The 23,967-nt window shown below is 67.7% G+C and carries 24 protein-coding genes; 10 read left to right on the forward strand and 14 right to left on the reverse strand.

The genetic code is table 11. The features are described from left to right. Nucleotides 1-16 precede the first annotated feature (16 nt). Nucleotides 17-610: a hypothetical protein gene (locus CAURIS_RS10600; protein ID WP_290342029.1), complete on the forward strand. Its 594-nt coding sequence runs from the start codon at nucleotides 17-19 to the stop codon at nucleotides 608-610. A 10-nt stretch (nucleotides 611-620) separates the two neighbouring features. On the opposite strand, the gene CAURIS_RS10605 is transcribed toward CAURIS_RS10600, so the two are convergent. Together CAURIS_RS10605 and glf are read right to left on the reverse strand one after the other, a co-directional pair. Further along, a complete protein-coding gene (locus CAURIS_RS10605) occupies nucleotides 621-1,124 on the reverse strand; it encodes a hypothetical protein (protein WP_290342030.1) in 504 nt (167 codons plus the stop codon). Between the two features lie 156 nt (nucleotides 1,125-1,280). Continuing rightward, complete coding sequence (gene glf, locus CAURIS_RS10610; RefSeq protein ID WP_290342031.1) at nucleotides 1,281-2,456, reverse strand: UDP-galactopyranose mutase; 1,176 nt, start codon at nucleotides 2,454-2,456, stop codon at nucleotides 1,281-1,283. Between the two features lie 202 nt (nucleotides 2,457-2,658). On the opposite strand from glf, the gene CAURIS_RS10615 reads away from it, so the two are divergent. After that, complete coding sequence (locus tag CAURIS_RS10615; RefSeq protein WP_290342032.1) at nucleotides 2,659-4,395, forward strand: N-acetylmuramoyl-L-alanine amidase; 1,737 nt, start codon at nucleotides 2,659-2,661, stop codon at nucleotides 4,393-4,395. Nucleotides 4,396-4,416: 21 nt separating this feature from the next. Here the strand turns inward: CAURIS_RS10615 and glpK are convergent, their stop codons facing one another. Genes glpK through serS form a run of 4 tightly spaced genes read right to left on the reverse strand, consistent with a single transcriptional unit; the run spans nucleotide 4,417 to nucleotide 8,855 of the window. Continuing rightward, nucleotides 4,417-5,889 carry a glycerol kinase GlpK gene (glpK, locus tag CAURIS_RS10620; protein WP_290342033.1) on the reverse strand — a complete coding sequence of 491 codons (1,473 nt, stop codon included), beginning with the start codon at nucleotides 5,887-5,889 and terminating at the stop codon, nucleotides 4,417-4,419. Between the two features lie 44 nt (nucleotides 5,890-5,933). Continuing rightward, nucleotides 5,934-6,758 carry an HAD family hydrolase gene (locus tag CAURIS_RS10625; RefSeq protein WP_290342034.1) on the reverse strand — a complete coding sequence of 275 codons (825 nt, stop codon included), beginning with the start codon at nucleotides 6,756-6,758 and terminating at the stop codon, nucleotides 5,934-5,936. A gap of 7 nt (nucleotides 6,759-6,765) precedes the next feature. Further along, a complete protein-coding gene (locus tag CAURIS_RS10630; RefSeq protein WP_290342035.1) occupies nucleotides 6,766-7,602 on the reverse strand; it encodes a lysophospholipid acyltransferase family protein in 837 nt (278 codons plus the stop codon). Further along, nucleotides 7,602-8,855, reverse strand: coding sequence for a serine--tRNA ligase (serS, locus tag CAURIS_RS10635; protein WP_290342036.1), 1,254 nt, complete (start codon nucleotides 8,853-8,855; stop codon nucleotides 7,602-7,604). Before serS ends, CAURIS_RS10630 begins: the two co-directional genes overlap by 1 nt. Nucleotides 8,856-8,914: 59 nt before the next feature. Here serS and CAURIS_RS10640 point away from each other — a divergent pair, with 59 nt between their 5' ends. Genes CAURIS_RS10640 through CAURIS_RS10650 form a run of 3 tightly spaced genes read left to right on the forward strand, consistent with a single transcriptional unit; the run spans nucleotide 8,915 to nucleotide 11,045 of the window. Further along, on the forward strand, nucleotides 8,915-9,640 hold the full coding sequence (locus CAURIS_RS10640) for a GntR family transcriptional regulator (RefSeq protein ID WP_435384008.1): 726 nt from the start codon (nucleotides 8,915-8,917) through the stop codon (nucleotides 9,638-9,640). A gap of 14 nt (nucleotides 9,641-9,654) precedes the next feature. Further along, nucleotides 9,655-10,698, forward strand: a complete 1,044-nt coding sequence (locus tag CAURIS_RS10645) for a septum formation family protein (RefSeq protein ID WP_290342038.1) — start codon at nucleotides 9,655-9,657, stop codon at nucleotides 10,696-10,698. After that, on the forward strand, nucleotides 10,698-11,045 hold the full coding sequence (locus CAURIS_RS10650) for a metallopeptidase family protein (protein WP_290343387.1): 348 nt from the start codon (nucleotides 10,698-10,700) through the stop codon (nucleotides 11,043-11,045). The genes CAURIS_RS10645 and CAURIS_RS10650 overlap by 1 nt, the downstream gene beginning before the upstream one ends. Before the next feature lie 9 nt (nucleotides 11,046-11,054). On the opposite strand, the gene CAURIS_RS10655 is transcribed toward CAURIS_RS10650, so the two are convergent. After that, nucleotides 11,055-11,657 (reverse strand): histidine phosphatase family protein, encoded by a 603-nt coding sequence (locus tag CAURIS_RS10655; RefSeq protein ID WP_290342039.1) that lies wholly within the window; start codon nucleotides 11,655-11,657, stop codon nucleotides 11,055-11,057. Further along, nucleotides 11,658-12,557 (reverse strand): prephenate dehydratase, encoded by a 900-nt coding sequence (pheA, locus tag CAURIS_RS10660; RefSeq protein WP_290342040.1) that lies wholly within the window; start codon nucleotides 12,555-12,557, stop codon nucleotides 11,658-11,660. It abuts the gene before it with no gap. 16 nt (nucleotides 12,558-12,573) lie between these two features. On the opposite strand from pheA, the gene CAURIS_RS10665 reads away from it, so the two are divergent. Together CAURIS_RS10665 and CAURIS_RS10670 are read left to right on the forward strand one after the other, a co-directional pair. After that, entirely contained in the window at nucleotides 12,574-13,281 is a 708-nt protein-coding gene (locus CAURIS_RS10665) for a CPBP family intramembrane glutamic endopeptidase (protein WP_290342041.1), read from the forward strand. Nucleotides 13,282-13,302: 21 nt separating this feature from the next. After that, on the forward strand, nucleotides 13,303-14,481 hold the full coding sequence (locus tag CAURIS_RS10670; RefSeq protein ID WP_290342043.1) for an LCP family protein: 1,179 nt from the start codon (nucleotides 13,303-13,305) through the stop codon (nucleotides 14,479-14,481). On the opposite strand, the gene CAURIS_RS10675 is transcribed toward CAURIS_RS10670, so the two are convergent. The 3 genes from CAURIS_RS10675 to CAURIS_RS10685 all read right to left on the reverse strand — a co-directional run bounded on the left by CAURIS_RS10675 (nucleotide 14,465) and on the right by CAURIS_RS10685 (nucleotide 18,495). Further along, complete coding sequence (locus tag CAURIS_RS10675) at nucleotides 14,465-16,033, reverse strand: alanine/glycine:cation symporter family protein (protein WP_290342044.1); 1,569 nt, start codon at nucleotides 16,031-16,033, stop codon at nucleotides 14,465-14,467. The genes CAURIS_RS10670 and CAURIS_RS10675 overlap by 17 nt on opposite strands. Before the next feature lie 106 nt (nucleotides 16,034-16,139). Beyond that, a complete protein-coding gene (hutG, locus tag CAURIS_RS10680) occupies nucleotides 16,140-17,093 on the reverse strand; it encodes a formimidoylglutamase (RefSeq protein WP_290342045.1) in 954 nt (317 codons plus the stop codon). A gap of 4 nt (nucleotides 17,094-17,097) precedes the next feature. Then, nucleotides 17,098-18,495 (reverse strand): amino acid permease, encoded by a 1,398-nt coding sequence (locus CAURIS_RS10685; protein ID WP_290342046.1) that lies wholly within the window; start codon nucleotides 18,493-18,495, stop codon nucleotides 17,098-17,100. A gap of 74 nt (nucleotides 18,496-18,569) precedes the next feature. Between CAURIS_RS10685 and CAURIS_RS10690 the strand changes: the two genes are divergently transcribed. Continuing rightward, entirely contained in the window at nucleotides 18,570-19,313 is a 744-nt protein-coding gene (locus tag CAURIS_RS10690) for an IclR family transcriptional regulator (protein ID WP_290342047.1), read from the forward strand. 1,003 nt (nucleotides 19,314-20,316) lie between these two features. Here the strand turns inward: CAURIS_RS10690 and CAURIS_RS10695 are convergent. Then, nucleotides 20,317-20,628: a hypothetical protein gene (locus CAURIS_RS10695; RefSeq protein WP_290342048.1), complete on the reverse strand. Its 312-nt coding sequence runs from the start codon at nucleotides 20,626-20,628 to the stop codon at nucleotides 20,317-20,319. A 473-nt stretch (nucleotides 20,629-21,101) separates the two neighbouring features. On the opposite strand from CAURIS_RS10695, the gene CAURIS_RS11645 reads away from it, so the two are divergent. Further along, complete coding sequence (locus tag CAURIS_RS11645; RefSeq protein WP_353959264.1) at nucleotides 21,102-21,299, forward strand: integrase core domain-containing protein; 198 nt, start codon at nucleotides 21,102-21,104, stop codon at nucleotides 21,297-21,299. 147 nt (nucleotides 21,300-21,446) lie between these two features. On the opposite strand, the gene CAURIS_RS10700 is transcribed toward CAURIS_RS11645, so the two are convergent. After that, nucleotides 21,447-21,773 (reverse strand): type II toxin-antitoxin system HicB family antitoxin, encoded by a 327-nt coding sequence (locus tag CAURIS_RS10700; RefSeq protein WP_290342049.1) that lies wholly within the window; start codon nucleotides 21,771-21,773, stop codon nucleotides 21,447-21,449. 5 nt (nucleotides 21,774-21,778) lie between these two features. Then, entirely contained in the window at nucleotides 21,779-22,045 is a 267-nt protein-coding gene (locus CAURIS_RS10705; protein ID WP_290342051.1) for a toxin HicA, read from the reverse strand. Between the two features lie 301 nt (nucleotides 22,046-22,346). On the opposite strand from CAURIS_RS10705, the gene hutH reads away from it, so the two are divergent. Next, a complete protein-coding gene (gene hutH, locus CAURIS_RS10710; RefSeq protein ID WP_290342052.1) occupies nucleotides 22,347-23,900 on the forward strand; it encodes a histidine ammonia-lyase in 1,554 nt (517 codons plus the stop codon). Nucleotides 23,901-23,967: the final 67 nt, after the last annotated feature.

A 23,967-nucleotide genomic window follows, 5' to 3' on the forward strand; every position in this document is an offset into this window, starting at 1 on the left:
TTTCGGGGACGGTCGCATGGATCCGTTCATGCTTCACACCGAAAGCGATGTGATTAAGGCGCAGCGCGCTTACATGTGGAACGCCGCGGTCGCATCGCGCTACCTGACACGAACCGGATTCGTCGAGGTCGGTCTGCGAAATATTCTTGACGGGTCCCTCACTCACATCACGGGTTCCGACCACTGGTGGGAGGACTGCTACACGGAGTTTTCTCTGGATTGCCAGAAGAGCATCGCTAAAACACTGTCGCACAAGGTCTTCGAGGGCGACTACCCGCGCGACCGCTTTGTCGCCAAATCGGAGTTTGGGCTTTGGACCTTGCTGCTGCACAAGGACAACGCCAAGAACTTCCACCAGCTGGCCAACCACGCGTTTGAGGCAAAACGCGGGAAGATCTACCACTGCATGAACGACGTGCGCCGGCTCCGGAACCGTGCTGCGCACCATGTCTGCCTCCTTGGAGATGACCACCAGGCACACCTTCAGAACATTGATGTCGCTTTGGAGTACATCGATCTGGACCTTCGCCGGTTTGTCGGTCAAGCGGACGACCTACAACAACTGTTGAATAGTTACGGCGCTTTCCTCGCCGGCAACTGTCATCTTTAGAAGCGAAGAACTAACGAAAGGGGCCTTCTGGGCGACTGCACTCAGTAACCCATTTGGAAAAATGCAGGTCAGCCTCTCTGAGGCTCAGGCTCCGCAGTCCTTTCAATATCTTTGCAACCTCACCACGGTCGCCCCGGGCATACGCAATCGTTCCCGGCGCCACTAAGCCGTGAAATGCGAGGTGCCTGATGCCCGTTGCCAGCGGCCGCACGTCAGAACCGCCTTCGACCAAGTCAGACAGCTGTTTCTTCAGCTCATCCCTCTTCAAAAAATCTTCCAGGGCCTTGCGCAACTTGATCGCCTCATCTAGGCGGTACCAGTGCGCGATTTCCGGTGAGTCCAGTCGCACCTTCAAGTATCGCTGTCGAGTTCGTTTGCTGCGAATTCGCCGAATCCGTTGGTCCTCATCCAGTGCCGCTTCGAGCGACTCCACGGTGGAATAGGACATAGCAACCTGCAGCAGATCGCTGTACCCCTGTGCTGTGTCGGACGTAAACCCGAACGAAACTTCCATTGTGGAGGCTGCTCGATACCGGTTTGCAAAACGCGACACCTTCGTAGGGAGATCGTTTTTCCACGGCTTGCCGGGTAAGGAATCTACATAGTCCGTATAGACTCCCCATGCAGACGGATACCCAACTGGGTAGTCGGGTTTCACCGATTCCACCCCCTAGTGCCCGCGCGGCTGCTCGAGTGGTGAGCCGTCGAGGAAGTGGGGGCGCAGGTGGTTGTCGAACAGTGACAGCGCCGCACCGATGGCCATGTGCATGTCCAGGTACTGGTAGGTGCCCAGGCGCCCGCCGAACAGGACGCCTTTGTCGCGGGATTCGGCGGCGGCGAGGCGTCGATAAGCGAGGAGCTTCTCGCGGTCCTCGGGTGTGTTGATCGGGTAGTAGACCTCGTCGTCCTCGCCGGCGAAGCGGGAGTACTCCTTGACAATGACGGTTTTGTCGGTGGGGTAGCTGCGCTCTGGGTGGAAGTGGCGGAACTCGTGGATGCGGGTGTAGGGCACGTCGGCGTCGTTGTAGTTCATGACGGGGGTGCCCTGGAAGTCGCCGGTGGCGAGGACCTCCTGCTCGAAGTCTAGGGTGCGCCAGCCGAGGCGGCCCTCGGAGTAGTCGAAGTAGCGGTCGAGGGGTCCGGTGTAGACGACGGGGATGCCCTCGTACTTCTCGCGCACCTCGAACCAGTCGGTGTCCAGCTGCACGTCGATGAGCTCGTGGTCGGCCATATTCGAAAGCCAGGCGGCGTAGCCGTCGACGGGGAGGCCCTCGTGGGTGTCGTTGAAGTAGCGGTTGTTGAAGGTGTAGCGCACCGGCAAGCGGGAGATGATCTCCGGCGGCAGGTCGGTCGGGTCGGTCTGCCACTGCTTGGCGGTGTAGTGCTTGACAAAGGCCTCGTAGAGCGGCTTGCCGATGAGCGCGATGCCGCGCTCCTCCAGGTTCTGCGCCTCGGCCGGGTCGCGGCCCTCGCGCTGCTGCTCGATGAGCGCCTTCGCCTCGTCCGGCGAGTAGTAGCGGCCGAAGAACTGGTTAATCAGGCCCAGGCCCATCGGGAACTGGTACGCCGTGCCGTTGTGCATGGCGAAGACGCGGTGCTGGTAGTCCGTGAAGTCCGTGAAGCGGTTGACGTACTCCCACACGCGCTCGTTGGAGGTGTGGAACAGGTGCGCGCCGTACTTGTGCACCTCGATGCCGGTTTCGGGCTCCTTTTCGGAGTAGGCATTCCCGCCGATGTGCTCTCGCTTTTCGACGACAAGGACACGCTTTCCCAGCTCGCTCGCGGTGCGCTCCGCGACCGTCAGGCCGAAGAAACCGGATCCAACAACGATGAGGTCGTAAGTCATGCGCCCATCTTCGCACATTCGCTTCACGACGCCCCGCCGAGCGACACACCCAGATAGTCTCAATGTTCGCTTTAGACTTGTTTCTCCCCTAGACTGCACACAGATCAACTATCTTCACAGGCGCCACAGGAGATTTACCGTGCATCAACGACGACGACTTGCTAGCTCACCCCGGCGGGCGAACCCCGTCATTGCTGCCCTCGTGTCGGCAGCCCTCGTTGCCGTCACAGCTATCGGCGGCACCCGCGTCCTCCACGTCCAGTCCGAAGGGCAGGGCGCGATCGAGGTTGCCTCCTCCACCACGTCCTTTGCTGACGGCGCCGACGTGACCATCGACGACGCCGCCATCCAGACCCAGGGCGGGGTCGCGGAAGAACGCCGCGTGGTGAAGGAGTTCACCAGCGAGACCCCCTTTAGCATGGTCGGCCTCACCTGGGAAGGCGAGCGCGACATCGCGGCCTTCGTCCGCTCCGAGCGCGCCGACGGCACGTGGTCCGAGTGGTTCGAGATGGATCACGCGGACTCCGTGCCCACCAGCCCGAAGTTCGGCACCGAGCCGATCTACGTCGAACCCACCACCCGCATCCAGGTCTCCACCGCCAACGTCGACCTCCTCGAAGGCGGGCGCACCGAATCCGATGCCCCCACCACCGCACACGACATCGAGGCCGTCTTCCTCGACGGCGGCGAGGGCCTCTCCGAAAACGCCATCACGCCCGTCGCCGAGACCTACGCCGAGGGCATGCCCAACGTCATCTCCCGCGCCGCGTGGGGCGCCGGCTACAACAGCGACCCCACCTACACCGAGGTCACCGCGGCGACCGTGCACCACACCGCCGGGTCCAACAACTACACCGAGGCGCAGGCCCCCGGCATCGTTCGCGGCATCTGGAACTACCACGCGAACCAGCTCGGCTGGGGGGACGTGGGCTACAACGCCATGGTGGACAAGTTCGGCAACATCTACGAAGGCCGTACCGGCGGCCTGGACAGGGGCGTCCAGGGCGCCCACGTCGGCGGGTTCAACCAGAACACCTGGGGCGTGTCCATGCTGGGCAACTACGAGCAGGTCAGGCCGACCCCCGCCGCCCTCCAGGCCATGGGCGAGATCATCGGCTGGAAGGCCGCCGTCGCCGGCTTCGACCCGAACGGCCGCGGCTACCACTTCGCCGAGTCCAACTTCAGCGGCAGCCGCTACAACGCCGGGCAGGGGGCCTACTTCCCCAACATCAACGCCCACCGCGACTTCCACTTCAACGCCTGCCCCGGTGACTTCCTCTACAACGAAATGGGAACCATCCGCAACATCGCCTCGCAGAAGGCGAACTCCCTGAATCCGGGCGGTGCCTCCGGCTCCATTACCAACCCCGATGGCAGCAACACCACCGTCACCGGCTCCGGCTCCAGCGCCCTGCAGCAGCTGGATCTCGCCGGCCTGGTCGACGGTGACCCCACCGCCATCGCGCTCGCCGCGGGCACGCTGGCCGGCGTGCTCATCCTCTTCGCCGCCCAGTACGACCTGCTGCCCAGCTCCTCCGAGACTGTCGGCGGCGTCGAGCTGCTGCCCGGCCTGACGGTGGACGCCATCACCCCGTACATCGGGCCCATCCTCGAGTTCACCGGCAACGGCGAGGCCGCCGAAATGTGGGAGCGCTTCCAGCCGCTGCTGGGCAACCTCACCGGCACCGCGGGCGTCGGCGGCAGCAGCTACGCCTTCTTCGAGCACGGCATCGGCATCATGAACTCCGAGGGCGACATCCGCACGCTGGCGGGCAAGATCGCCGACGCCTGGCTGCAGCAGGGCGCCGACGGCGGCCCGCTCGGGCTGCCCACCTCGGACGAGTACTCCCCCTTCAGCGACATCGTGCGCGTGGACTTCCAGGGCGGGCACATCTCCTACGACCCGGAATCCAACTCCGTCAACATCGACGTGGAGTAGCGGCGCCTGGGGTAGCCCGGCCTACCCCAGCCCGTAGGAGCGGGCCACCGCGTCCTCCCACGCGGACATGAAGCGCTCCCGCTCGGGTTGATCCATCGTGCACTCCCAGCGGGTGGACTCCCCGAGGGTCAAGGGGGCGTCGATAAGCGATGCCCCGATCCCCGCCGCCGAGGCCGCGCCCATCACCGTCGTCTCGATGCTGCCCGGCCGCACCACGGGGGCGCCCAGCAGGTCGGCCTGCATCTGCATGAGCAGCTCGTTGTCGGTCATCCCGCCGTCGACCCGCAGCTCCGGAATCGACGTGCCCGCGTCCTGCTCCACCGCGCGCACCACCTCGATCGCCTGCAGGCACGTCGCCTCGAGCGCGGCCCGGGCGATGTGGCGCCGGTCCGCGAAGCGCGTCAGCCCTGTGATCACCCCGCGCGCGTCGGGGCGCCAGCGCGGAGCGAACAGCCCCGAAAACGCCGGGACGATGACGACCCCCGCGCTGTCGTCGACCTGGCGTGCCAGAGACTCGGACTCGGCGGCCGTGCGCAGGATACCCAGCTGGTCGCGCAGCCACTGAATCAGCGAGCCGCCCACCGCCACCGAGCCCTCCAGCGCGTACACGGGCGCCTCCCCCTCGCGCTGGTAGGCCACCGTGGTGAGCATCCCGTTCGCGCTCACCTGCGCCCGCTCACCCGTGTTGAGCAGCATGAACAGACCCGTGCCGTAGGTGATCTTCGCCTCGCCCTCCGCCAGGCACCCCTGCCCGAACAGCGCCGCCTGCTGGTCGCCCAGCACGCCCGTGATCGGGGCACCGGCGATCGGCCCCCTCCGGCGCACGCTCGCAAACTTGCCTATCGACGCCCGGATCTCCGGCAGCATCACCCGCGGCACGCCGATCTCCTCGCACAGCTCGTCGTCCCAGTCCAGCGTGTGAAGATCCATCAGCAGCGTGCGGCTGGCGTTGGTCACGTCCGTGAGATGCACGGCCTCCTCCGGCTGCCGCGCCCCTCCGGTGAGGTTCCACATCAGCCAGGTGTCAATCGTGCCGGCCAGCAGCTCCCCGCGCTCGGCGCGCTCCCGCGCGCCCTCGACGTTGTCGAGGATCCACGCCCACTTCGGCCCCGCCGGGTACGAATTGCGCAGCAGCCCCGTCTTTTCCAGGTGCTGGGCGGGGTTGCCGTCGAAGTTCGTGCGCGTGTCCTGCCAGACGATCGCGTTATAGACCGGTCGGCCCGTCTCCTTCTCCCACACCACCGCCGTCTCGCGCTGGTTGGTGATGCCGAGCGCCGCAATATCGGCCTCCGCGATGTCCTTCTCCGCCAGCGCCTGGGCAAGGGCCCGGCGCGTGTTGCGCCAGATTTCCAGCGGATCGTGCTCCACCCAGCCCTGCCTGGGCATGATCTGCTCGTGCTCGAACTGGGCCTGGGAGCACACGGTGCCCTCGGTGGTGGTCACGATGACCCGCGTCGAGGTCGTGCCCTGGTCAATGGCGGCGATGTACGGCATGGGGATAGTGTAGGAAATCCCTGTGCCGCGGCTCGTACCGCGGCCTAAAACCAGCGCTCCAGCACCCGCGCCACGCCGTCCTCGTCGTTGGTGGCGGTGGTGTAATCCGCCGCTTCGCGGGCGGCGGGCGCCGCGTTGCCCATGGCCACGCCCATCCCGGACCAGGCCAGCATCTCGCAGTCGTTGGGCATGTCGCCGAAGCTGATCACCTCGTGCGCCTCCACCCCGTAGCGGGCCGCCAGGATGGACACGCCCGTCGCCTTGTTCACCCCGGGGCTGGAGAGCTCGATGAGGCCCTCGTTCATGGAGTAGGTCAGGTGCGCGGCGTCGGGCTCAATCACCGGGGCGAGAAGGTCGAACATCTCGGCGGCGCAGAGCTGCGGGCAGCGGACGAGGAGTTTGGCCGCGGGGGCGTCGATAAGCTCGGCGGTGGAGACCACGCCGAAACCGACGTTTTCGGCGGCGGGGTTGAAGGTCGGGGTGACCAAGAAGACCTGGTCCTCGGGGTCAAGCGCGGACTGGCCGACGCGCTCGACGCCGTAGCCGTGCGTCAGCCCCAGCGGGCGCAGCACGGAATCGACCGCGGCCACGAGCTCGCGCATCGTCTCGACCTCCAACTCGAAGGAGTGCAGGATGGTGTCGGAGGTCGGGTCGTAGACCACCGCACCGTTGGCGCACACGCAGACGGGGCTAAACGGCAGCTGGTCCAGCACCGGCATGAGCCAGCGATGGGGCCGGCCCGTGGCCAGCCCGAAGTGGGCGCCCGAGCGCACGGCGCGCGTGACCGCGCCGCGCAGCCGCGGGGTGACACGGCCGCTGCTGTTGAGGAAGGTGCCGTCGATGTCGCTGATGATCAGCCGCGGGGCCACGGGGCAATCACGCCTTTTTCTTCTTCTTGTTCTTGCGGGCTTCCTTCTCGCGGGCGTACATCTCCTCCGCCTCCTCGAGAGTGGGCGCGGAGCCGCCCAGCGAATTCGGCATCCACCGCTCGCCGCTGGGGAAGGGCCCGAAGGAGCGGGCGTATTCCTCGCGGGAGGCCTCGAGTAGCGCGCCCATCGCCTCCTTGAGCCGGCCGGTGACCTCCTCCGGGGTGCCCTCGGTGTCCACGGGCGCGCCGTAGCGCACGATGACCGGGGTGTTCGTGCGGCCCAGGCGCCGCGGCAGGTCCTTCGTCCAGATGCGCTGGGAGCCCCAGATCACGCAGGGGATCAGTGGGACACCTGCGCGCTGCGCGATGCGCGCGCCGCCCGTCTTGAAGTCCGAGAGCTCGAAGGAGCGGGAAATGGTTCCCTCGGGGAAGATGCCCACGAGCGCGCCGTTTCCGAGGCACTCGACGGCGGCGTCCACCGCGCTGGCGCCTGCGGCGCGGTCCACGGGCACGTGCTTCATCCCGCGCATGAGCCAGCCGATCACCGGCATGGGGAAGACCTCCGCCTTGGCCATGAAGCGCACGAGGCGTCGGCCCCGGAGGTGCGGGCCCATGCCCGCGAAGATGAAGTCGAACCAGCCGGTGTGGTTGATGGCCAGCAGCGCGCCGCCCTCGAGGGGGAGGTTGTCCAGCCCGTGGAGCGTGGTGTGCGTGCCCTGCGCGCGGAAGACGGCCTTCGCCGCCCGCACGACGCGCTGGTAGAAGCGCTCCCCGGATTCGACGGGGTGATCGGGCGCCGCTGCGTAGGTGGGGTCGACGGCGAACAACCCTTGAAGCTCAGGCATCAGGGCACCAGCACTTCCTTGCCCACCCAGGGGCGCAGCGCCTCGGGCACGGTGACGGACCCGTCGGCGTTCTGGTTGTTCTCCAAGATGGCCACCAGCCAGCGCGTCGTAGCCAGCGTGCCGTTGAGGGTAGCCACGGTCTGGGTCTTGCCCTCGGCGTCGCGGTAGCGCGTGGCCAAGCGGCGGCCCTGGAAGGTCGTGCAGTTCGAGGTGGAGGTGAGCTCACGGTAGGTGTTCTGGGAGGGCACCCACGCCTCGGTGTCGAACTTGCGGGCCGCAGAGGAGCCGAGGTCGCCGGCGGCGATGTCGATGATGCGGTAGGGCACCTGGACAGCGTCGAGCATCTCGCGCTCGAGGCCGAGCAGCTTCTGGTGCATCTCCTCCGCCTGCTCCGGTTCGCAGTAGACGAACATCTCCAGCTTGTCGAACTGGTGCACGCGCAGAATGCCCTTGGTGTCCTTCCCGTAGGAGCCGGCCTCGCGGCGGAAGCAGGAGGACCAGCCGGCGTAGAGCAGGGGCCCGTCGCTGAGGTCGATGATCTCGTCGCGGTGGTAGCCGGCGAGCGCAACCTCGGAGGTGCCCACGAGGTAGAGGTCATCGCGCTCGAGGTAGTAGATCTCCTCGTCGTGCTCGTCCAAAAAGCCGGTGCCCTGCATGATCTCGGGGCGCACGAGCACAGGCGGCACCATGACCTTGAAGCCGGCCTCGCGGGCTTTCTGGGCGGCGAGCATGAGCATGCCCAGCTGCATCCAGGCGCCGTCGCCGACGAGGTAGTAAAAGCGCGCGCCGCCGACCTTGGTGCCGCGCTTGACGTCGATAATGCCGAGGGCCTCGCCGAGGTCGAGGTGGTCCTTGACCTCGAAGTCGAACTCGGGGACCTCGCCGACGTGCTCGAGGACGACGAAGTCCTCCTCCCCGCCCGCCGGCGCGCCCTCGACCACGTTCGGGATGGCGTGCTGCAGGCGACGCACCTGCTCCTGCGCCTCCGTCTGGGCCGCGTCCGCGGCCTTGACCTTTTCCTTGAGCTCGTTGGAGCCCTCCAGCAGGGCGGGGCGGTCCTCGGGGGCGGCCTGGCCGATCTTCTTGCCGAAGGCCTTTTGCTCCGCGCGCAGCTCGTCGGCCGCCTGGATCGCGGAGCGGCGCACCTCGTCGGCTGCGATCAGCTGGTCCACGAGGCCCGGGTCCTCGCCGCGCGCCCGCTGGGAGGCGCGGACGGCGTCGGGGTTGTCACGCACAAACTTCAGATCAATCACGCCTTCATACTCTAGCGGGTCGCCGTTCCGCTGGGCTGGTCATAACCACCGGGGGTAGGATGGCTGACATGCGGATCTCCGACGGACCTGTGCCCAAGCACGCGCAGCTGCGCCTCATCCTCGAGCAGATGTGCGACGAAGAGCTCAGCCCCGGCGACCCGATCCCTGGCGAGCGCGCACTGGAGGAGACCTACGGCGTCAGCCGGATCACCGTGCGCCGCGCCATCGGGGACCTCGTCGCCGCCGGCAAGCTGCGCCGCGTGCGCGGCAAGGGCACTTTCGTCGCGCCGAACACCCTGGTCAGCCACCTGCACCTGGCCAGCTTCTCCGACGAGATGCAGGCGCAGCAGGTTGCGGCCTCCTCCACGATCCTGCTCTCCGAGCGCGCCGCCGCCCCGGCGCAGGTCTCCGCCTACTTCGGCTCCGAGGCGGGCGCGGTGCACATCCACCTGCGGCGCCTGCGCCTCGGCGACGGCGAGCCCTACGCCATCGACGACGCCTGGTACAACGGCGGCCTCGTCCCGGACCTGCTCGACCGCGACGTCAACAACTCCGTGTACACGCTGCTGGACAAGGAGTACGGCCTCCCCGTGACCGAGGCCGACCAGACCGTCACCGCCGTCAACGCCAGCGCGTCCGACGCGCCGCTTCTCGACGTCACGCCCGGCGCCGCCCTCCTGCACATCGTGCGCTACGCCCGCAGCGGCGAGCGCGAGGTGGAGCTGTGCTCCTCGCTCTACCGCACCGACCGCTACCGCCTGAACGCCAGGGTGGGCAGACCGTGAGGCAGAATGGGCGCATGATTTCTGCAACGTCCGGTGCACGAGCCACCCTCCTGGCCCTCCTCGCGGGGGCCGTCGGGGCTGCCTCCTACGCGGCCGTGTCAGAGTCTCCCGCCGAGACCGGCGGGCCGAGCACGGCGGCCAGTTCCGCGCCCTCCTCCACGGGAGTGCAGCCGGCGCCGCCGTTCACCACGGCCGACGCGGGGACCTGCCTGACCTGGGAGATCGCAGAAGATGGCAGCATCTCCGAATTCGAGCAGACCCCCTGCGCCAGCGAGCACCGCTTCGAGGTGTCCACCCGCGAGGACCTGGCCACCTTCCCCTCCTCCGAGTTCGGCCCGGAGGCCGAGCCGCCGAACCCGACCCGGCAGGCGCAGCTGCGCGAGGAGCTTTGCGGGGCGGCCACGGTGCGCTACCTCGACGGCGTCTACGACCCGAACGGGCGCTACTCCATCGCCTCGATTTTGCCCCCGGCCGACTCCTGGGCCGCCGGCGACCGCACCATGCTGTGCGGCCTCCAGGTCCCCGACGCCTCCGGCGAGCCGCTGCTGACCACCGGCAACGCCGCGGCCCAGGACCAGGCCCGCGTCCTGCCCGCCGGGGAGTGCGCGGCGATCGACGCCTCCAACACCGTCACCCCGGTCGACTGCGCCGAGCCGCACCACATGGAAATCACCTCGGTGGTCAGCCTGAACGAGGTCTTCGCCGACCGCACGCCTAGCGTCGAGGAGCAGGACGAGTACCTCGGCGACGCCTGCACCACCGCCGCCCACGACTACCTCGGCGGCGAGGAGAACCTGTACCAGGTTGCCCTCCAGCCGTTCTGGACCACGCTGGCGCCCGCCAGCTGGGAGGGCGGCTCCCGCAGCGTCAACTGCGCGCTGGTCTTTTCCCGCGACGGGGCCTTCGCCACGCTCACCGGCTCCGCCCAGGGCGGGCGCGAGGAGCTGCGTATCGACGGCAACCCGCCGCCCGAGCGCCCCGAGCGGCGCCCCCTGCGCTCGGACTCCACCCCCGCGTCCTCGCCCTCGTCACCAGCGCCCGCCGAGCCCGCCCCATGATGCTGCCCGTGAGCGACGAGGAGTTCGAGGGCTTCATCGACGACGCCCTCGACGAGATCCCCGAACCCTTCGCACGCGCCATGACCAACCTGGTCGTCCTGGCGCGCCCGGCCAACGAGGAGGTGCCCGAGCTCCTCGGCCTGTTCGAGGGGGTTCCCCTGCCCGAGCAGCACGCGAACCACGCCGGCTACCTGCCCAGCGCCGTGTTCATCTACAAGGACGCCCTCGAAGCCATCTGCGCCGACGCCGACGAGCTGCGCGAGCAGGTGAAGGTCACCGTCTTCCACGAGGTCGGCCACTACTTCGGCATGGAGGAAGACGCCCTGCACGAGCTCGGGTGGGGCTGAACGCGCCGTTTAGCTCAGGGGGTAGTCCGCCCACTTTTCCACCCGCCACGAGCCGAACTCGCCGACCGGGTCGAGCACCACGTAGGAGCAGTTGGGCAGGTAGGACCGCTCCGCGAAAACCGGGTCCACCGCCGAGGCGTTCGCCGCGAACGCGCGGATTGCGCCGCCGTGGCTGACCACGACGGTGTTTTTCTCCCTGTCCACCCACGGCTCCAGGCCGGACCGGTAGCGGGTGAGGAAGCTATCCAGGGAATCGCCGCCCTCGATCAGCGCGGCGAGCTCGCGGCGGTAGAACCCGCTGAAGGCCGAGTGGTACGCCTCGTGCGCTTCGAGGGAGTTCATCATCTCCCACCTGCCCGCGTGAACCTCCTGCAGCCCGGGCACCGCCGGGATCTCCCCGAAGGCGGCGCCGAAGCCGATCTCCCCCGTTTGCCGGGCGCGCAGCGCCTCTGAGGTGACCACGCGGTCGACGTCGAACTCCCGGAGGATGTCCGCCCCGGCCTCGCGCGCCTGCTCGCGGCCGAGGTCCGTGAGCTCGGCCCCCGGCACCAGCGTGTCGAGCTTGCGGTCGACGTTGGAAAAGGTCTGGCCGTGGCGCAGCAGGATGAGCATCTACTTCCCCTTCCGCGCGCGCTCGACCCACGCGCGGGCGTCGTCGAGGCGGCGCTGATCAACGGGCGTGCCCGCGCCGTGGGCGCGGGGCCAGGACCCGAGGTACACAATCTTCGAGGCCCGAAGATACACCGCCCGCAGCGCCTCCGCGACCGGCTCGTCGTCGATGTGACCCACGAGGTCCACGTGGAAGTCGTAGGTGTTGCGCACCTTCCGCGTCGGTCGCGACTCGATGCGGCTCAGGTCCACGCCGCGCGAGGCGAACTCCTGCAGCACGGCGACGAGGGTGCCCGGCTCGTTAGGCATCTGCACGACAATCCCGGTGCGGTCGTTGCCCGTCCGTGCGGTCGGCGCCCCGGGCCGACCGACGAGCAGGAAGCGGGTGCGCGCCGTCTCCAAATCCGCGACCCCGTCGGCGTGGACCTCGAGCCCGTGCAGCTTGGCCGCCCGGCGCGGCGCGGCCGCCACGTCCGCCTCGCCGTCGACCACCATCTTCGCCCCCGCGCCGTTCGAGGCCGCCGGCAGGAACTCCACCCCGGGGATGTGATCGGCGACCCACCCCTTGACCTGCCGGTACGCCACCGGGTGCGAGGCCAGGCGCCGCGCCGTTTCGAGCGTGTCGCCGGGGCGGGTCATGATGGCGAAGGCGATGTCGAGCTCCGCCTCGGCGTAGATCTGCACCCCCGGCGCCTCGACGAGGGCGTCTGAGGTCGAGGTCACAGTGCCGTCAACCGAGCTCTCGATGGCGGCGACGGCGTACTCCGACTCGCCGGAGCGCACCGCGTCCAGCGCCGCGGCCGGCGATTCCACGGGCACTGCCTCCGCACCGGCGAGGCCGAAGGCCCACACCGCCTGCTCCGTGAACGTGCCTGCCGGTCCCAGGTAGCTGATCCGCGTCATGGCTTAAAGTTAGCGCATGACCTCCGACCGCAGCCTTCGCGCCGAGCTCGTCATCGTCCTCGCGGTCACCTTCGGCACCTCCGGCCTGCGCGCCGGGCTGCGCCTTATCGACGGCCTGCTCGCCCCCGCCCCGCTCAACGAGCAGCAGGTCACGCTTAACGACGCCCAATCGAGCGTCACCTGGCTCGACCTGGCCCTCCAGGTCGCGAGCGCGCTCACCCTCTTCGCCTGGGGCGCCCTCGCGCTGTTTCTGCTGGGGAGGCGGCTGAGCTGGCCGTCGTTAAGCGACTGGCCCCGCGGGGTCGCCCTGGCGGCGGTGATCGGCCTGCCCGGGCTCGCGCTCTACGTTGCCGCGCTGCACTTCGGGTGGACGAGGGAGGTCGTCGTGGCCACCGACGCCGCCCAGCTGCCCACGCTGCTCGTGTGGTCGGCGGCCAACGCCTTCGGCGAGGAAATCGTCGTCGTGCTGTGGCTTCTGACCCGCCTCAGGCAGCTCGGGCTGAGTCCCGCCGCGGCCATCGCCTCCTCCGCCGCGCTGCGCGGCACCTACCACCTCTACCAGGGTGTTTCCGCGGGCCTCGGCAACGTGGTCATGGGCGTGGTCTACGCCGGGTACTTCCACGCCACCGGGCGCATCTGGCCGCTGATTCTCGGCCATTTCCTCATCGACGCCACCGCCTACCTCGGCTACCAGTTCCTCGACCTGTCCTGGCTCGGGCTGTGAGCTGTGGTTTAGGCTATCCGCATGTCACACACCCCCCGCTCCAACGACCCCCGGGACAACCTGGGGGATTACGTCGTGGGCAAGGACGGCAAACCCGTCGTCGACCGCTACGGCCGGCCGGTGCGCCGCCGGGCCAGCGCACCCCAGCCCGCGCCGGCCCCGCGGCCGCGCCCGCGCCAGGTGATGCCGCAGCAGACGCTCTACGAGCCACGCCGCACCCCCGAGGTGCCGCGCCGCCGGCCCCCAGCCCAGGAGGAGGTGCCGATGCGCGTGGCCCGCTCCCGCCGGGTCACGCCGCGCCGCCGTCGGCGCAGGCTGCCCGGCTGCGCGGCCGCCTTCGCGCTCGTCGTCGCGCTGCTTCTCGGGGCGGTGGTGCTCACCGACGCCCGCCTGACCCGCGTGGACGCCCTGCCGGACCAGCCGATTGCACACACCGCCGGAACGAACTGGCTACTCGTCGGCTCCGACTCCCGCGTCGGCCTCACCGAGGAGGACGCCGCGCGCCTGGGCACCGGCGGCGACATCGGCAGCACCCGCACCGACACGATCATGCTGCTGCACCTGCCGCTGACGGGGCAGCCGACCCTGGTGTCCATCCCGCGCGACTCCTACGTCGCGGTCCCCGGCTACGGCATGGACAAGATCAACGCCGCCTTCTCCTACGGCGGCCCGAAGCTGCTCGCCTCCACCGTGGAGCAGGCCACTGGCCTGCGCGTTGACCGCTACGCGGAGATCGGGATGGGCGGTCTCGCCGGAGTGGTCGACGCCGTCGGCGGGGTGGATATCTGCGTCGCCGAGCCCATCGACGACCCGCTGGCCAACATCAACCTCCAGCCGGGCTGCCAGCGCCTCGACGGGCCCACCGCGCTCGGGTACGTGCGCACCCGCGCCACCGCGCTCGGCGACCTCGACCGGGTGGCGCGCCAGCGCGAGTTCATGGCGGCGCTCACCGAGCGGGTGTTCTCGCCGTCGGTGCTGCTCAACCCCATCCACCTGACCCGGCTGTTCTCGGCGGCGCCGCGGGTGTTCACCGTGAACACGAGCGACCACATCTGGAACCTCGCCCGCATCCCCCTCGCGCTGCGTGGCGGGCTGGCCACCGAGACCGTGCCCGTCGGCGGTTTCGCCGAGACGGAGGTCGGCAGCGTCATCACATGGGACGACGCCGCCGCGGAGCAGGTATTCAGCTCCCTGCGCTAGCAGGGGCCACCGTGGAACCCGCGCCCGGCTTCTGGGCGGCGGGCCACGTGCCATCGGCCACCATCGCGGCCTTGCGCTCGACCCAGAAGGTCGCGTTCTTGATACCCAGCGCCTCCGGGTCGAACTGCGGGTCGAGGCCCGCCTTCTTCTGCCGGCGGTAGTCCCACAGGCACTTCAGGGCCGGGGCCTGGAGGACCAGGATGGCGAGGATATTGAGCCAGGCGGTGGAGCCGACGCCGATATCGCCCAGCGCCCACGCAGCGCCCGGGGTGCTGGTCGCGCCCACGAAGACGGAGACAACGATGAGCGCGCGCAGCGCCCAGATGATCACGCGGCGCGCCGTCTCGTTGCGCACCCAGCGGTTCAGGTAGGTGAAGTTCACCTCGGCCATGTAGTAGTAGGCCAGCACCGTGGTGAACGCGAAGAACATGATGGCCAGGGCGACGAAGGAGGGGCCGATACCCGAGGCGTAGGAGTCGAGGCCCGCCTGGACGAAGCCGGGGCCGACGGGGACGCCGTCGGGAAGCGAACCCGCGTAGCGCACCGCGCCGTCCTCGGATTCGCCCTCGAAGACCTTGTACATGTCGGTGGAGATGATGATGAACGCGGTGGCCGAGCAGACAAAGAGGGTGTCCACGTAAACGGCGAAGGCCTGGACGAAGCCCTGCTTCGCCGGGTGGGACACCTCGGCCGCGGCCGCGGACTGCGGCCCGGTGCCCTGGCCGGCCTCGTTGGAGTAGATGCCGCGCTTGACGCCCCACATGATGGCCACGCCAAGCATGCCGGAGAAGACGGCCTCCTGGTCGAAGGCCGAGCGGAAGATCGTGCCAAAGACCTCCGGGATCTGCGAGGCGTTGGCGAAGAGGATGACGATGGCGACGACGATGTAGATCACCGCCATAAACGGCACCACGAGGGAGGCGAAGTTGGCGATGCGCTTGACGCCGCCGATGATGATCGCGCCGAGCAACACGGCCATCCCGGCCGCCGACACCCAGGTGGGCACCGACCACGCGTTGTCCAGCGCGGCAGCGACGCCGTTGGCCTGGATGCCGGGCAGGAAGTAGGAGGTGGCCAGGATCATGGCGACGGCGAAGACGATGGCGTAGGCCAGCGCGAACGGGCGCGCCGCCGTGTGGCGGTAGGCCTTCTCAATGTAGTAGGCAGGCCCGCCGCGGTACTCCCCGGTGTCTTGGTCCTTCTCCTTGTAGATCTGCGCGAGCGTGCACTCGACGAAGGAGGTGGAGGAGCCCAGAAGCGCCACGAGCCACATCCAGAACACGGCGCCGGGGCCGCCGAAGGCGATGGCGGTGGCCACGCCGGCGATGTTGCCCACGCCGACGCGCCCGGCCAGCGAGATCATGAGCGACTGGAACGAAGAGATGCCCGACTCAGACTTCTCGCCCTTGACAAGCTGGGTGATCATGTCGGGGATGCAGCGGATCTGCAGAAAGAGCGTGACGATGGTGAAGTAGGCGCCCGCGCCGAGGCACAGGTACACCAGCCAGTTCGACCAGATCAGGTCGTTGAGGGTTGACAGAATCCCGTCCACGGGACCTCCTTAGGGGCAATGGCTGAAGATTGCCCCTAAATATATGCTGTCACCCAGATCACACGGGGCGTTTTCGGCACATATTTTGTGCCCCCTGTCACACCCCCTAGTCCGCGCCCACCGCCGCGAGGTGCGCGGCGACGATGTCGTGGACAAGGCGCGCGGCCGCCTTCGCGGTGCGCGAATCGACGTCGAACTCGGGGTTGAGCTCGACGACGTCGACAAGCGCGACCCGGCCCGTTGCGGCGACGGCCGTGGCCATCGCCCGCACCTTCTCCAGCGCGACGCCGAAACCGGCCGGGGCGGACACGCCCGGCGCGACCGCAGCGGGGAGCACATCGAGGTCGATGCTGAGGTGGATCGGCATTTCACCCTTGACCGCCGCGGCGGCCGCCGCCGCGCACTCGCGCGCGCTCAGCTCGGCGAGCTCGACGTCGAGCACGGTGCGCACGCCGAGCTCCCGGGCGGTGTCGAAGAGGATGGGCGTGTTGTTCGGCTCCGAGATGCCGAAGACGGAGTAATCGAAGTCGGCGCCCACAAGCTCCGCGATCTGGCGAAACGGCGTGCCCGAGGTCGGCTGGGGGGCCTGGCGCAGGTCGAAGTGGGCGTCGAAGTTGATCACGTGCATCGGCCCGAGCGCCTCGAACGCGCCGCGGTGCGTGGCAAAGGAGGTCTCGTGCCCGCCCCCGAGCACGACCGCCAGGTTGCCGCCCGCCGCAAGCTCCCGCACCCGCGCGCTGACCTCGCGCTGCGCCCCCTCGAGGTCGGTGCCTTGGGTGGTAACGGTGCCGGCGTCCACGAGCGGCCAGGGGTGGTGGACGGCGAGCCCGCCCAACGCCGCGCGCAGGGCCTCGGGCCCGCGCGCCGCGCCCTGGCGGCCGCCGTTGCGCTCCACGCCCTCGTCGCTGGCGAAGCCGAGGACCGCGACGCTGTCGCGCCACGGCCCGCCCCCCTCCGTGTCGATCACACTGTGCCACCGCGCGTGCTGCGGGCCCGGCCCGTCGTCGCGGCCGGACCAGGGGGCGGGAGGGGTGAAAAGCTCAGCCTTCAGGGTGTTCATGGCGTCAGAGTACCTCGTGCCGCGAGCCCGGGATCGGGTCGTCGATCCCCTCAACCCTGTTGCGCCCGGTGGCGTAGTAGGCCACCACGCAGATCACACTGAAGGCCACCCCCACCGCGAGGGAGAGGCGGTATTCGGGCAGCCACGCCATGATGCCGAAGGTGAACAGGATGAAGGCGACGGAGAAGTATTGGCCCCAGGGCCACAGCGGGACGCGGTAGGTCAGCTCGGATGCTTCGGTGCGGCCCATGTGGCGTCGAGAAGCAAGGTGCGCGAGAAGGATCATGAGCCAGACGAAGATGGTGGCGAAGGTTGCCAGCGAGGCGACGATGGCGAAGACCGACTCGGGGATGAGCGCGTTGAGCACGACGCCGACGGCCATGACGGCGAGCAGGATGACTGTGGTCATCACCGGCACCCCGCGCACGGTCTTCGCCATGACCTGCGGGGCGAGCTTCTGGCGGGCCAGGCCGGTGAGCACGCGTCCGGCGCCGAAGGTGTCGGCGTTGATGGCGGACAGCGCCGCGGTGATCACCACGACGTTGAGCAGGCCGGCCGCCCAGTTCACGCCGAGCGCCGAGAAGATCTGTACGAAGGGAGACTCCTCGCCGGTAATGGTGCGCCACGGGTTAATCATGAGGATGACCAGGATCGCGAGCACGTAGAAGAGCAGGATGCGCACGGGCACGGTGTTGATCGCCTTCGGGATCGCGCGGTCCGGGTCCTGCGCCTCCGCGCCCGCCACGCCGATGATCTCGGTGCCGCCGAAGGCGAAAAGCACGAGAATGAACGCCGAGACCATGCCCGCGATGCCGTTGGGGAAGAAGCCGCCGTCGTTGACCAGGTTCTGCGGGCCGGTGCTCTCCGTGCCCGCCAGCCCGAAAACGAGCACGGCGGCGCCGGCGACGATCATCGCGACCACCGCGCCGACCTTCACGATGGTGAACCAGAACTCCAGCTCGCCGAACACGCGTGTCGACGCCAGATTGGCCGCGCCCACAATGAGCAGCGCGACCACGACCCACACCCACCGCGAGACGTCGGGGAACCAGAACCCCATGTAGATGCCGATGGCGGTGAGGTCCGCCAGCGCGACGATGACCATCTCGAAGGCGAACATCCAACCCGTCAGGTAGCCGGCCGCCCCGCCGAGATGAGCGCGCGTGTACTCGGCGAAGGAACCGGTGACGGGGTGGCGCACCGCCATCTCGCCGAGCGCGCGCAGCATGAAGTACACCACCGCTCCGCCGAGCAGGTAGACCAGCAGCACCGAGGGCCCCGCCGCTTGGATCGCGCCCGCGGAGCCGTAGAACAGGCCCGTGCCAATCGCCGACCCGAGCGCGATAAAGTGCAGGTGGCGGGCCGAAAAACCGGTGCGGTGGGGCGTGCGTGCGGTACTCAACGTCTGTCCATCCTTACGTGTGTCACACGGCTAAGTCTCACACACAGCCGCCCCGGGGATGTACAAGGGAGGGTGTGAGCACTCCCCAGGTCCCCGCCGCGCACAACGTCCTGCGCATCCTCACGCTGCTTTCCTCCAGCGACGCGCCCCTGTCCGCCGCGCGCATCCAGCGCGCGCTCGACCTGCCTCGCTCCTCCACGTACCACCTGCTTGCGGAGCTGCAAGACTCCGGCTTCGTGGTGCACCTGCCCGGCCCCGGCACCTACGGCCTCGGCCTGGCCGCCTACCGCATGGCCAGCGCCTACACCACGCAGCAGCCGCTCGTGCGCTTCGCGGCGAAGGACCTCGAGGCCATCGCCGCTCTCGTGGGCGGCTCCACGCACCTGTCGCGCCTGGCGGGCTCCGAGGTCGTCTACCTTCACGAGGCCCGCGCGCCCCGCGCCGTCTCGCTGGTCACCGAGGTCGGCGTTCGCCTCCCCGCCTTATCGACGGCCTCAGGGCGCGTCATGGTCGCCCACCTGCCGGAACCGGAGGTCAAGGCGATCTTCTCCACCTCCGGCGAGCAGCGTTCCTACCGTGCCCTCACAGGGCGCCTCGCGCTGGCCCGCGAGCGCGGGTGGGAGGAGGAGCGCGAGGAGGTCTCGCGCGGCCAGGAGTCGCTCGCCGTGGCGCTCGTCGACCACCTGGGCCGGCCCGCCGCAGCGCTTGCCGCCACCTTCGAGGCCGGCAGCCGCGACGACGCGCAGCGCTCCAAGGTGGTCGAGCGGCTGTCTGCCGCCGCGCGGCGGGTGGCGGGGAAGTTTTTTGGCGGGGAGTGAGGTTCGTGGGAAATGCTGCGCATATAGCTGCGGTTATGGCACGAACGAGCGTCGAAAAGCCTGCACGTCATACGCGCAAGCATGGGGCTCGCGCTGGGGCGCATCCTTTCGCGTCAGCTGACCATCTGGAAAATTCCGTGGAACGGGCTTTTCACGCGATCGCAGACGAATTTCTCGCCGGAATTCGGTCTTGCTCCCGGGATAGAAACCACTCGGCTCGCCGGGTGATTGAAATTGTCCATGCCCACACTCGTTACGCCGTTGCGAATCGCCCCTATCGGTTTCTGCCCCCGTGTTGACGTTCTGCAGCAGCTTTGATCCGCACCACTACGTTTCTGTAGAGACACACCAGATTGGGAAGGGTACAAAGGCCTGGCTCGTTTGAGGATTTCGCTGTGGGGAAGATCTGGGACAGATCGGCTGTGGGAGTGGAGCTTGGACTCATGGGTAAACGACCCATAGACAGTTTCATTGAGCTGGCCCGACGAAATCCACTTATACCTCGAATCTTCAATCAGCTGCCGCCCAATAGCCCTGGTAACGTATGCCGCGACCCAGTCGGCACACTGAATGTTCGCCGACAGCACACTATCTAGGTGTATCGGCGGCTCTACCATGGCTTTCATCTCGGGAGACTCCGATGTGCGCATTCATGTCCGCTACGCGTTTCACCCGCGTTTTTTCGTTGATGCTGTCAATGAGAACCACCACTTCCTAGCCCACGAAAACACCGCCACAACCTAGACCTCCATTCCCTCCCCCTACGGAAAGCAAACGGTCGAAGCCCGCGCGCGCTAGCACAACGGACGAAGGGAGGCGGGAGAAAAAGGCCAGAATCTTCTTAGCGCACTGTTGTAAGAGGAGATCGGCCGGTGAGCAGCAGCCTGTAGAGCTTCTGCGTCTCCCGCACCACATTCATCTTTTATTCTTCACACTAAAATGTGGGTGGGCCCGTGACTTCGGGTCCACCCACATTATGCTGCCAGTACGTCGCCCTCGGCGCCTACACAACCCAGAGGATAACCAGCGCGACGAGCAAAGCCGCAAAGATAGCTGCAGAGGTGATGAGTGTCTTCTTCTTGAGGAAGAGTGTTCCGTCGTCTCCGGGCTCCGACGCGACCTTGATCCACGCGTAGATGCCGACAACGAGCACGGCCCACTCGCCCAGCCAGCCCCACCACGGAATTTCTAGCGACCAACCAACGAGTGCCGACGCCGCGGTAATGACCGAGGCCATATAGACGGCGTAGACGACAACAGGGATTCTCCACCCCTCAGTAACCCTCACTGCGGTGCGTGCGGACGAGGAACTCATTTAATATCACATCCTTTTGGGCTCGTGTGTAGTGTACTCCTTGAGCAGCTGGCGGCGGTCACGCCTAGACCGGTTGCCGCGCCGCAAACCGCGCCGCCGACCCCGCTTGTTGCCAGGCCGACAGGAGCGCAAACAAGCACGTCAGCGGCCATAATGATTCCGAGGTTCACCCACTTATTCTCAATGCACCGGCTCGCAACGCCGTCAGCCGATGAGGCGGAGAGGACCTCCGGTGGTCAAGTCCCGGGAGATTGTTGGCTGGCAGATCACCAACCACATGCGCACGTCACTGGCTAAAGACGCACTTGACATGGCCTTGTCAGCGCGCCTGCGCGCCGGTGAAGATGTCTCCGGTCTGATCCATCACTTTAGACAGGGGCGTGCAGTACAGGTCGGTCGTCTACGGAGAGACCTTGGCCCAGTCGCAGGTTATCGCTTCGGTTGGCTCGCGGGGAGACTCCTACGACAACGCGATGGCAGAAGCGCTGAACTCAGTGTTCAAAGCTGAGCTCATCGACCGTAGGACCTGGCCGGGGCTGCGAGATGTTCTCGTCGCGACGTCGACATGGGTCGGCTGGTACAACAACCATCGTGTGCACTCGGCGCTAGGATACCGCCCACCCCGCCAAGCTCACCAAGAACACACCGCCGCGAAAACCCAAACGGCCTAACCAACAACAATAAGACCCCCTACACAACCCAAGGCTCGACAACCGTCCGTGCGGCTAGGTTGGATTGGGGCACTTCCCGTTCCACGCTGAAGGCCCTCGTCATGTCACGGGATCACACACTTCGACCAACGTCTTCGATCAGTACAGCTAGACGGATGCGAGTTTCTGGTTGATCAGTGTGTTGAGGGAAACCCCCTCGGTCTTGGCGGCAATCACCAGCCGACGGTGCAGCGACGGGGAGGTTCGGACATTAAACCTTCCGGAATAGGACCTCGCACCGAGGGGCTCGGGAATCTCCTCCCCCGAGCGCTCCATGTCTTCGACGACCTCGGCGACCAGTTCAAGCAATCCCGCCTCCGCCTCTTGGCGATCGGGAGCCAACCATGACAGCGAGGGAAATTCGGCCACGGTGGCAACGTACTCGTGGTCCTCTTCAGACCAGGAGACCTGATAGGTGTACTTGTTAGTGTCCATTTGTTCTACTCCTCCTCTTCCCGATTGCTGCTGGACAGCTTGTCTATCGCGTGAAGCACTTGATTCACCTGGTAGGGCTTCGCCTTGCCGTGGTCATTTTGGATGTTGACGCGGGGGTTTCCGGGCCAGGGTGTCTTGTAGGTCTTGTGAGATGTCCTCCTTGAGCTGCGGCTCTCAAAGTAGTGGTCGCACACTTTTTCCAGCTCGGAGAACCTTATGCCGGCGGGGGCTCTCCTCATTTTCGCCACAATGTCGTCAATGCCGCTGCCCACGCCAAAATAGTACCACATACAGTACCAAGGAGGGCGGCGCCCTGCATGGCGCCAGGGCCGAGGAAAGCTACTGGCCGGCGTAGCTGGTGCTGCTGGCCAACCCGCGGAACGCCTCTTGCTCAGGTAAGTCCCTACGCACCCCCAAGATGCCATGGTTGCACGTGCCCGCCACCCCACCCGTAGCGCCCCACCGCACTCACCCGCTACACTTACCCCCGTCGCGTCTGGCTGTCGCGCGCTGTACCCACTCGAGTCCTCGCAGGGGCTCCGATCACGCATGCGCCCCGCAGAAAGGACAGCCATGACCACCACCTCCCCTGCCACCGTCACCGTCGGCATCGGCGCGCTCAGCGTCGAGGAGGTCGTCGCCGTCGCCCGCCACGGCGCAACCGTCGAGATTGACCCGGCCGCGCTCGACGAGGTCGCCGCGACCCGCCAGCGCGTCGAGGAGCTGGCGAACGACCCGACGCCCGTCTACGGCATCTCCACCGGCTTCGGCGCACTGGCGCGGCGCCACATCCCCGAGCAGCTGCGCGCCCAGCTGCAGCTGTCGCTGGTGCGCTCGCACGCGGCCGGCTCCGGCCCGGAGGTCGAAGAGGAGGTCATCCGCGCGTTGATGCTCCTTCGCTTGTCCACGCTGTGCACCGGCCGCACCGGCGTGCGCCCGGTCGTGGCCGAGACCTACGCGCAGGTACTCAACGCGCGCATCACCCCGGTGGTGCGCGAGTACGGCTCGCTCGGCTGCTCCGGCGATCTGGCCCCACTGGCCCACTGCGCTCTGGCGCTGCTCGGCGAGGGCGAGGTGCGCGTGGACGGCGGCGAGGTCGTCGCCTCCGCAGACGCGCTGGCCGCCGCGGGCATCGAGCCGCTGGCACTCAAGGAGAAGGAGGGCCTGGCGCTCATCAACGGCACCGACGGCATGCTCGGCCAGCTCTGCCTGGCCATCGCCGACTTGCGCGAGGCGGCGAAGGTCGCCGACATCGCCACCGCTATGACGGTCGAGGGGCTTAACGGGACACTCACCGTCTTCGCCGACGACCTGCAGCAGCTGCGCCCCCACCCCGGACAGGCGGACGCCGCGGCGAACATTCGCGCCGTCGCCGCTGGCTCGGAGATCCTCGCCGCGGCCGCGGAGGAATTCAAGGAAAAGCAGGTGCAGGACGCGTACTCGGTGCGCTGCTCCCCGCAGGTGGCGGGCGGCTTCCGCGACACGCTCGCCCACGCCGAGCTGGTGGCGGGCCGCGAGCTGGCAGCGGCGGTGGACAACCCGGTGGTGGTGCTGGACGGTCGCGTCGCCTCCAACGGCAACTTCCACGGGGCGCCGGTGGCCTACGTGTTGGACTTCCTGGCCATTGTGGTGGCCGATGTGGCGTCGATGAGCGAGCGCCGCACCGACCGCTTCCTGGACACCGCGCGCAACCGCGGGCTCACCGCCTTCCTCGCCGACGACCCGGGCGTGGACTCCGGGCACATGATCGCGCAGTACACGCAGGCGGGCATCGTCAGCGAGCTGAAGCGCAACGCCACCCCGGCGTCGGTGGATTCGATCCCGTCGTCGGCGATGCAGGAGGACCACGTCTCGCTCGGGTGGTCGGCGGCGCGCAAGCTGCGCCGCAGCATCGACGGGCTGCAGCGCGTGCTCGCCATCGAGATCCTCACGGCGGCCCGTGCCATCGACATGCGCGAGGGCGCGGCGGCGCCCGGCACGCAGGCGGCGATCGACGTCCTGCGCTCCGTGGTCGAGGGTCCGGGAACGGACCGCTTCCTCTCCCCGGAGATCGAGCACTCCGTGGCGCTGGTGAAGGGCGGGGCGTACGTGGAGGGCGTCGAAAAGCGCGTGGAAACCCTGCGATAAGCAGCGGTAACGCCCGGTCGTCTCGAATTCGAGACACCCGGGTTCTTTTTGTGTCGTGCCCCGCGTG

This window comes from Corynebacterium auris, assembly GCF_030408575.1.
GTDB lineage: Bacteria > Actinomycetota > Actinomycetes > Mycobacteriales > Mycobacteriaceae > Corynebacterium > Corynebacterium auris.

Excerpts from the sequence above, each read along its gene's own strand:
- CAURIS_RS10600 (WP_290342029.1), top strand. The coding sequence starts at position 17 with ATGGATCCGTTCATGCTTCACACCGAAAGCGATGTGATTAAGGCGCAG.
- CAURIS_RS10605 (WP_290342030.1), bottom strand. The coding sequence starts at position 1,124 with ATGGAAGTTTCGTTCGGGTTTACGTCCGACACAGCACAGGGGTACAGC.
- glf (WP_290342031.1), bottom strand. The coding sequence starts at position 2,456 with ATGACTTACGACCTCATCGTTGTTGGATCCGGTTTCTTCGGCCTGACG.
- glpK (WP_290342033.1), bottom strand. The coding sequence starts at position 5,889 with ATGCCGTACATCGCCGCCATTGACCAGGGCACGACCTCGACGCGGGTC.
- CAURIS_RS10630 (WP_290342035.1), bottom strand. The coding sequence starts at position 7,602 with ATGCCTGAGCTTCAAGGGTTGTTCGCCGTCGACCCCACCTACGCAGCG.
- CAURIS_RS10640 (WP_435384008.1), top strand. The coding sequence starts at position 8,915 with ATGGCTGACATGCGGATCTCCGACGGACCTGTGCCCAAGCACGCGCAG.
- CAURIS_RS10645 (WP_290342038.1), top strand. The coding sequence starts at position 9,655 with ATGATTTCTGCAACGTCCGGTGCACGAGCCACCCTCCTGGCCCTCCTC.
- CAURIS_RS10650 (WP_290343387.1), top strand. The coding sequence starts at position 10,698 with ATGCTGCCCGTGAGCGACGAGGAGTTCGAGGGCTTCATCGACGACGCC.
- CAURIS_RS10655 (WP_290342039.1), bottom strand. The coding sequence starts at position 11,657 with ATGCTCATCCTGCTGCGCCACGGCCAGACCTTTTCCAACGTCGACCGC.
- pheA (WP_290342040.1), bottom strand. The coding sequence starts at position 12,557 with ATGACGCGGATCAGCTACCTGGGACCGGCAGGCACGTTCACGGAGCAG.
- CAURIS_RS10665 (WP_290342041.1), top strand. The coding sequence starts at position 12,574 with ATGACCTCCGACCGCAGCCTTCGCGCCGAGCTCGTCATCGTCCTCGCG.
- CAURIS_RS10670 (WP_290342043.1), top strand. The coding sequence starts at position 13,303 with ATGTCACACACCCCCCGCTCCAACGACCCCCGGGACAACCTGGGGGAT.
- hutG (WP_290342045.1), bottom strand. The coding sequence starts at position 17,093 with ATGAACACCCTGAAGGCTGAGCTTTTCACCCCTCCCGCCCCCTGGTCC.
- CAURIS_RS10695 (WP_290342048.1), bottom strand. The coding sequence starts at position 20,628 with ATGAGTTCCTCGTCCGCACGCACCGCAGTGAGGGTTACTGAGGGGTGG.
- CAURIS_RS11645 (WP_353959264.1), top strand. The coding sequence starts at position 21,102 with ATGGCAGAAGCGCTGAACTCAGTGTTCAAAGCTGAGCTCATCGACCGT.
- CAURIS_RS10700 (WP_290342049.1), bottom strand. The coding sequence starts at position 21,773 with ATGGACACTAACAAGTACACCTATCAGGTCTCCTGGTCTGAAGAGGAC.
- hutH (WP_290342052.1), top strand. The coding sequence starts at position 22,347 with ATGACCACCACCTCCCCTGCCACCGTCACCGTCGGCATCGGCGCGCTC.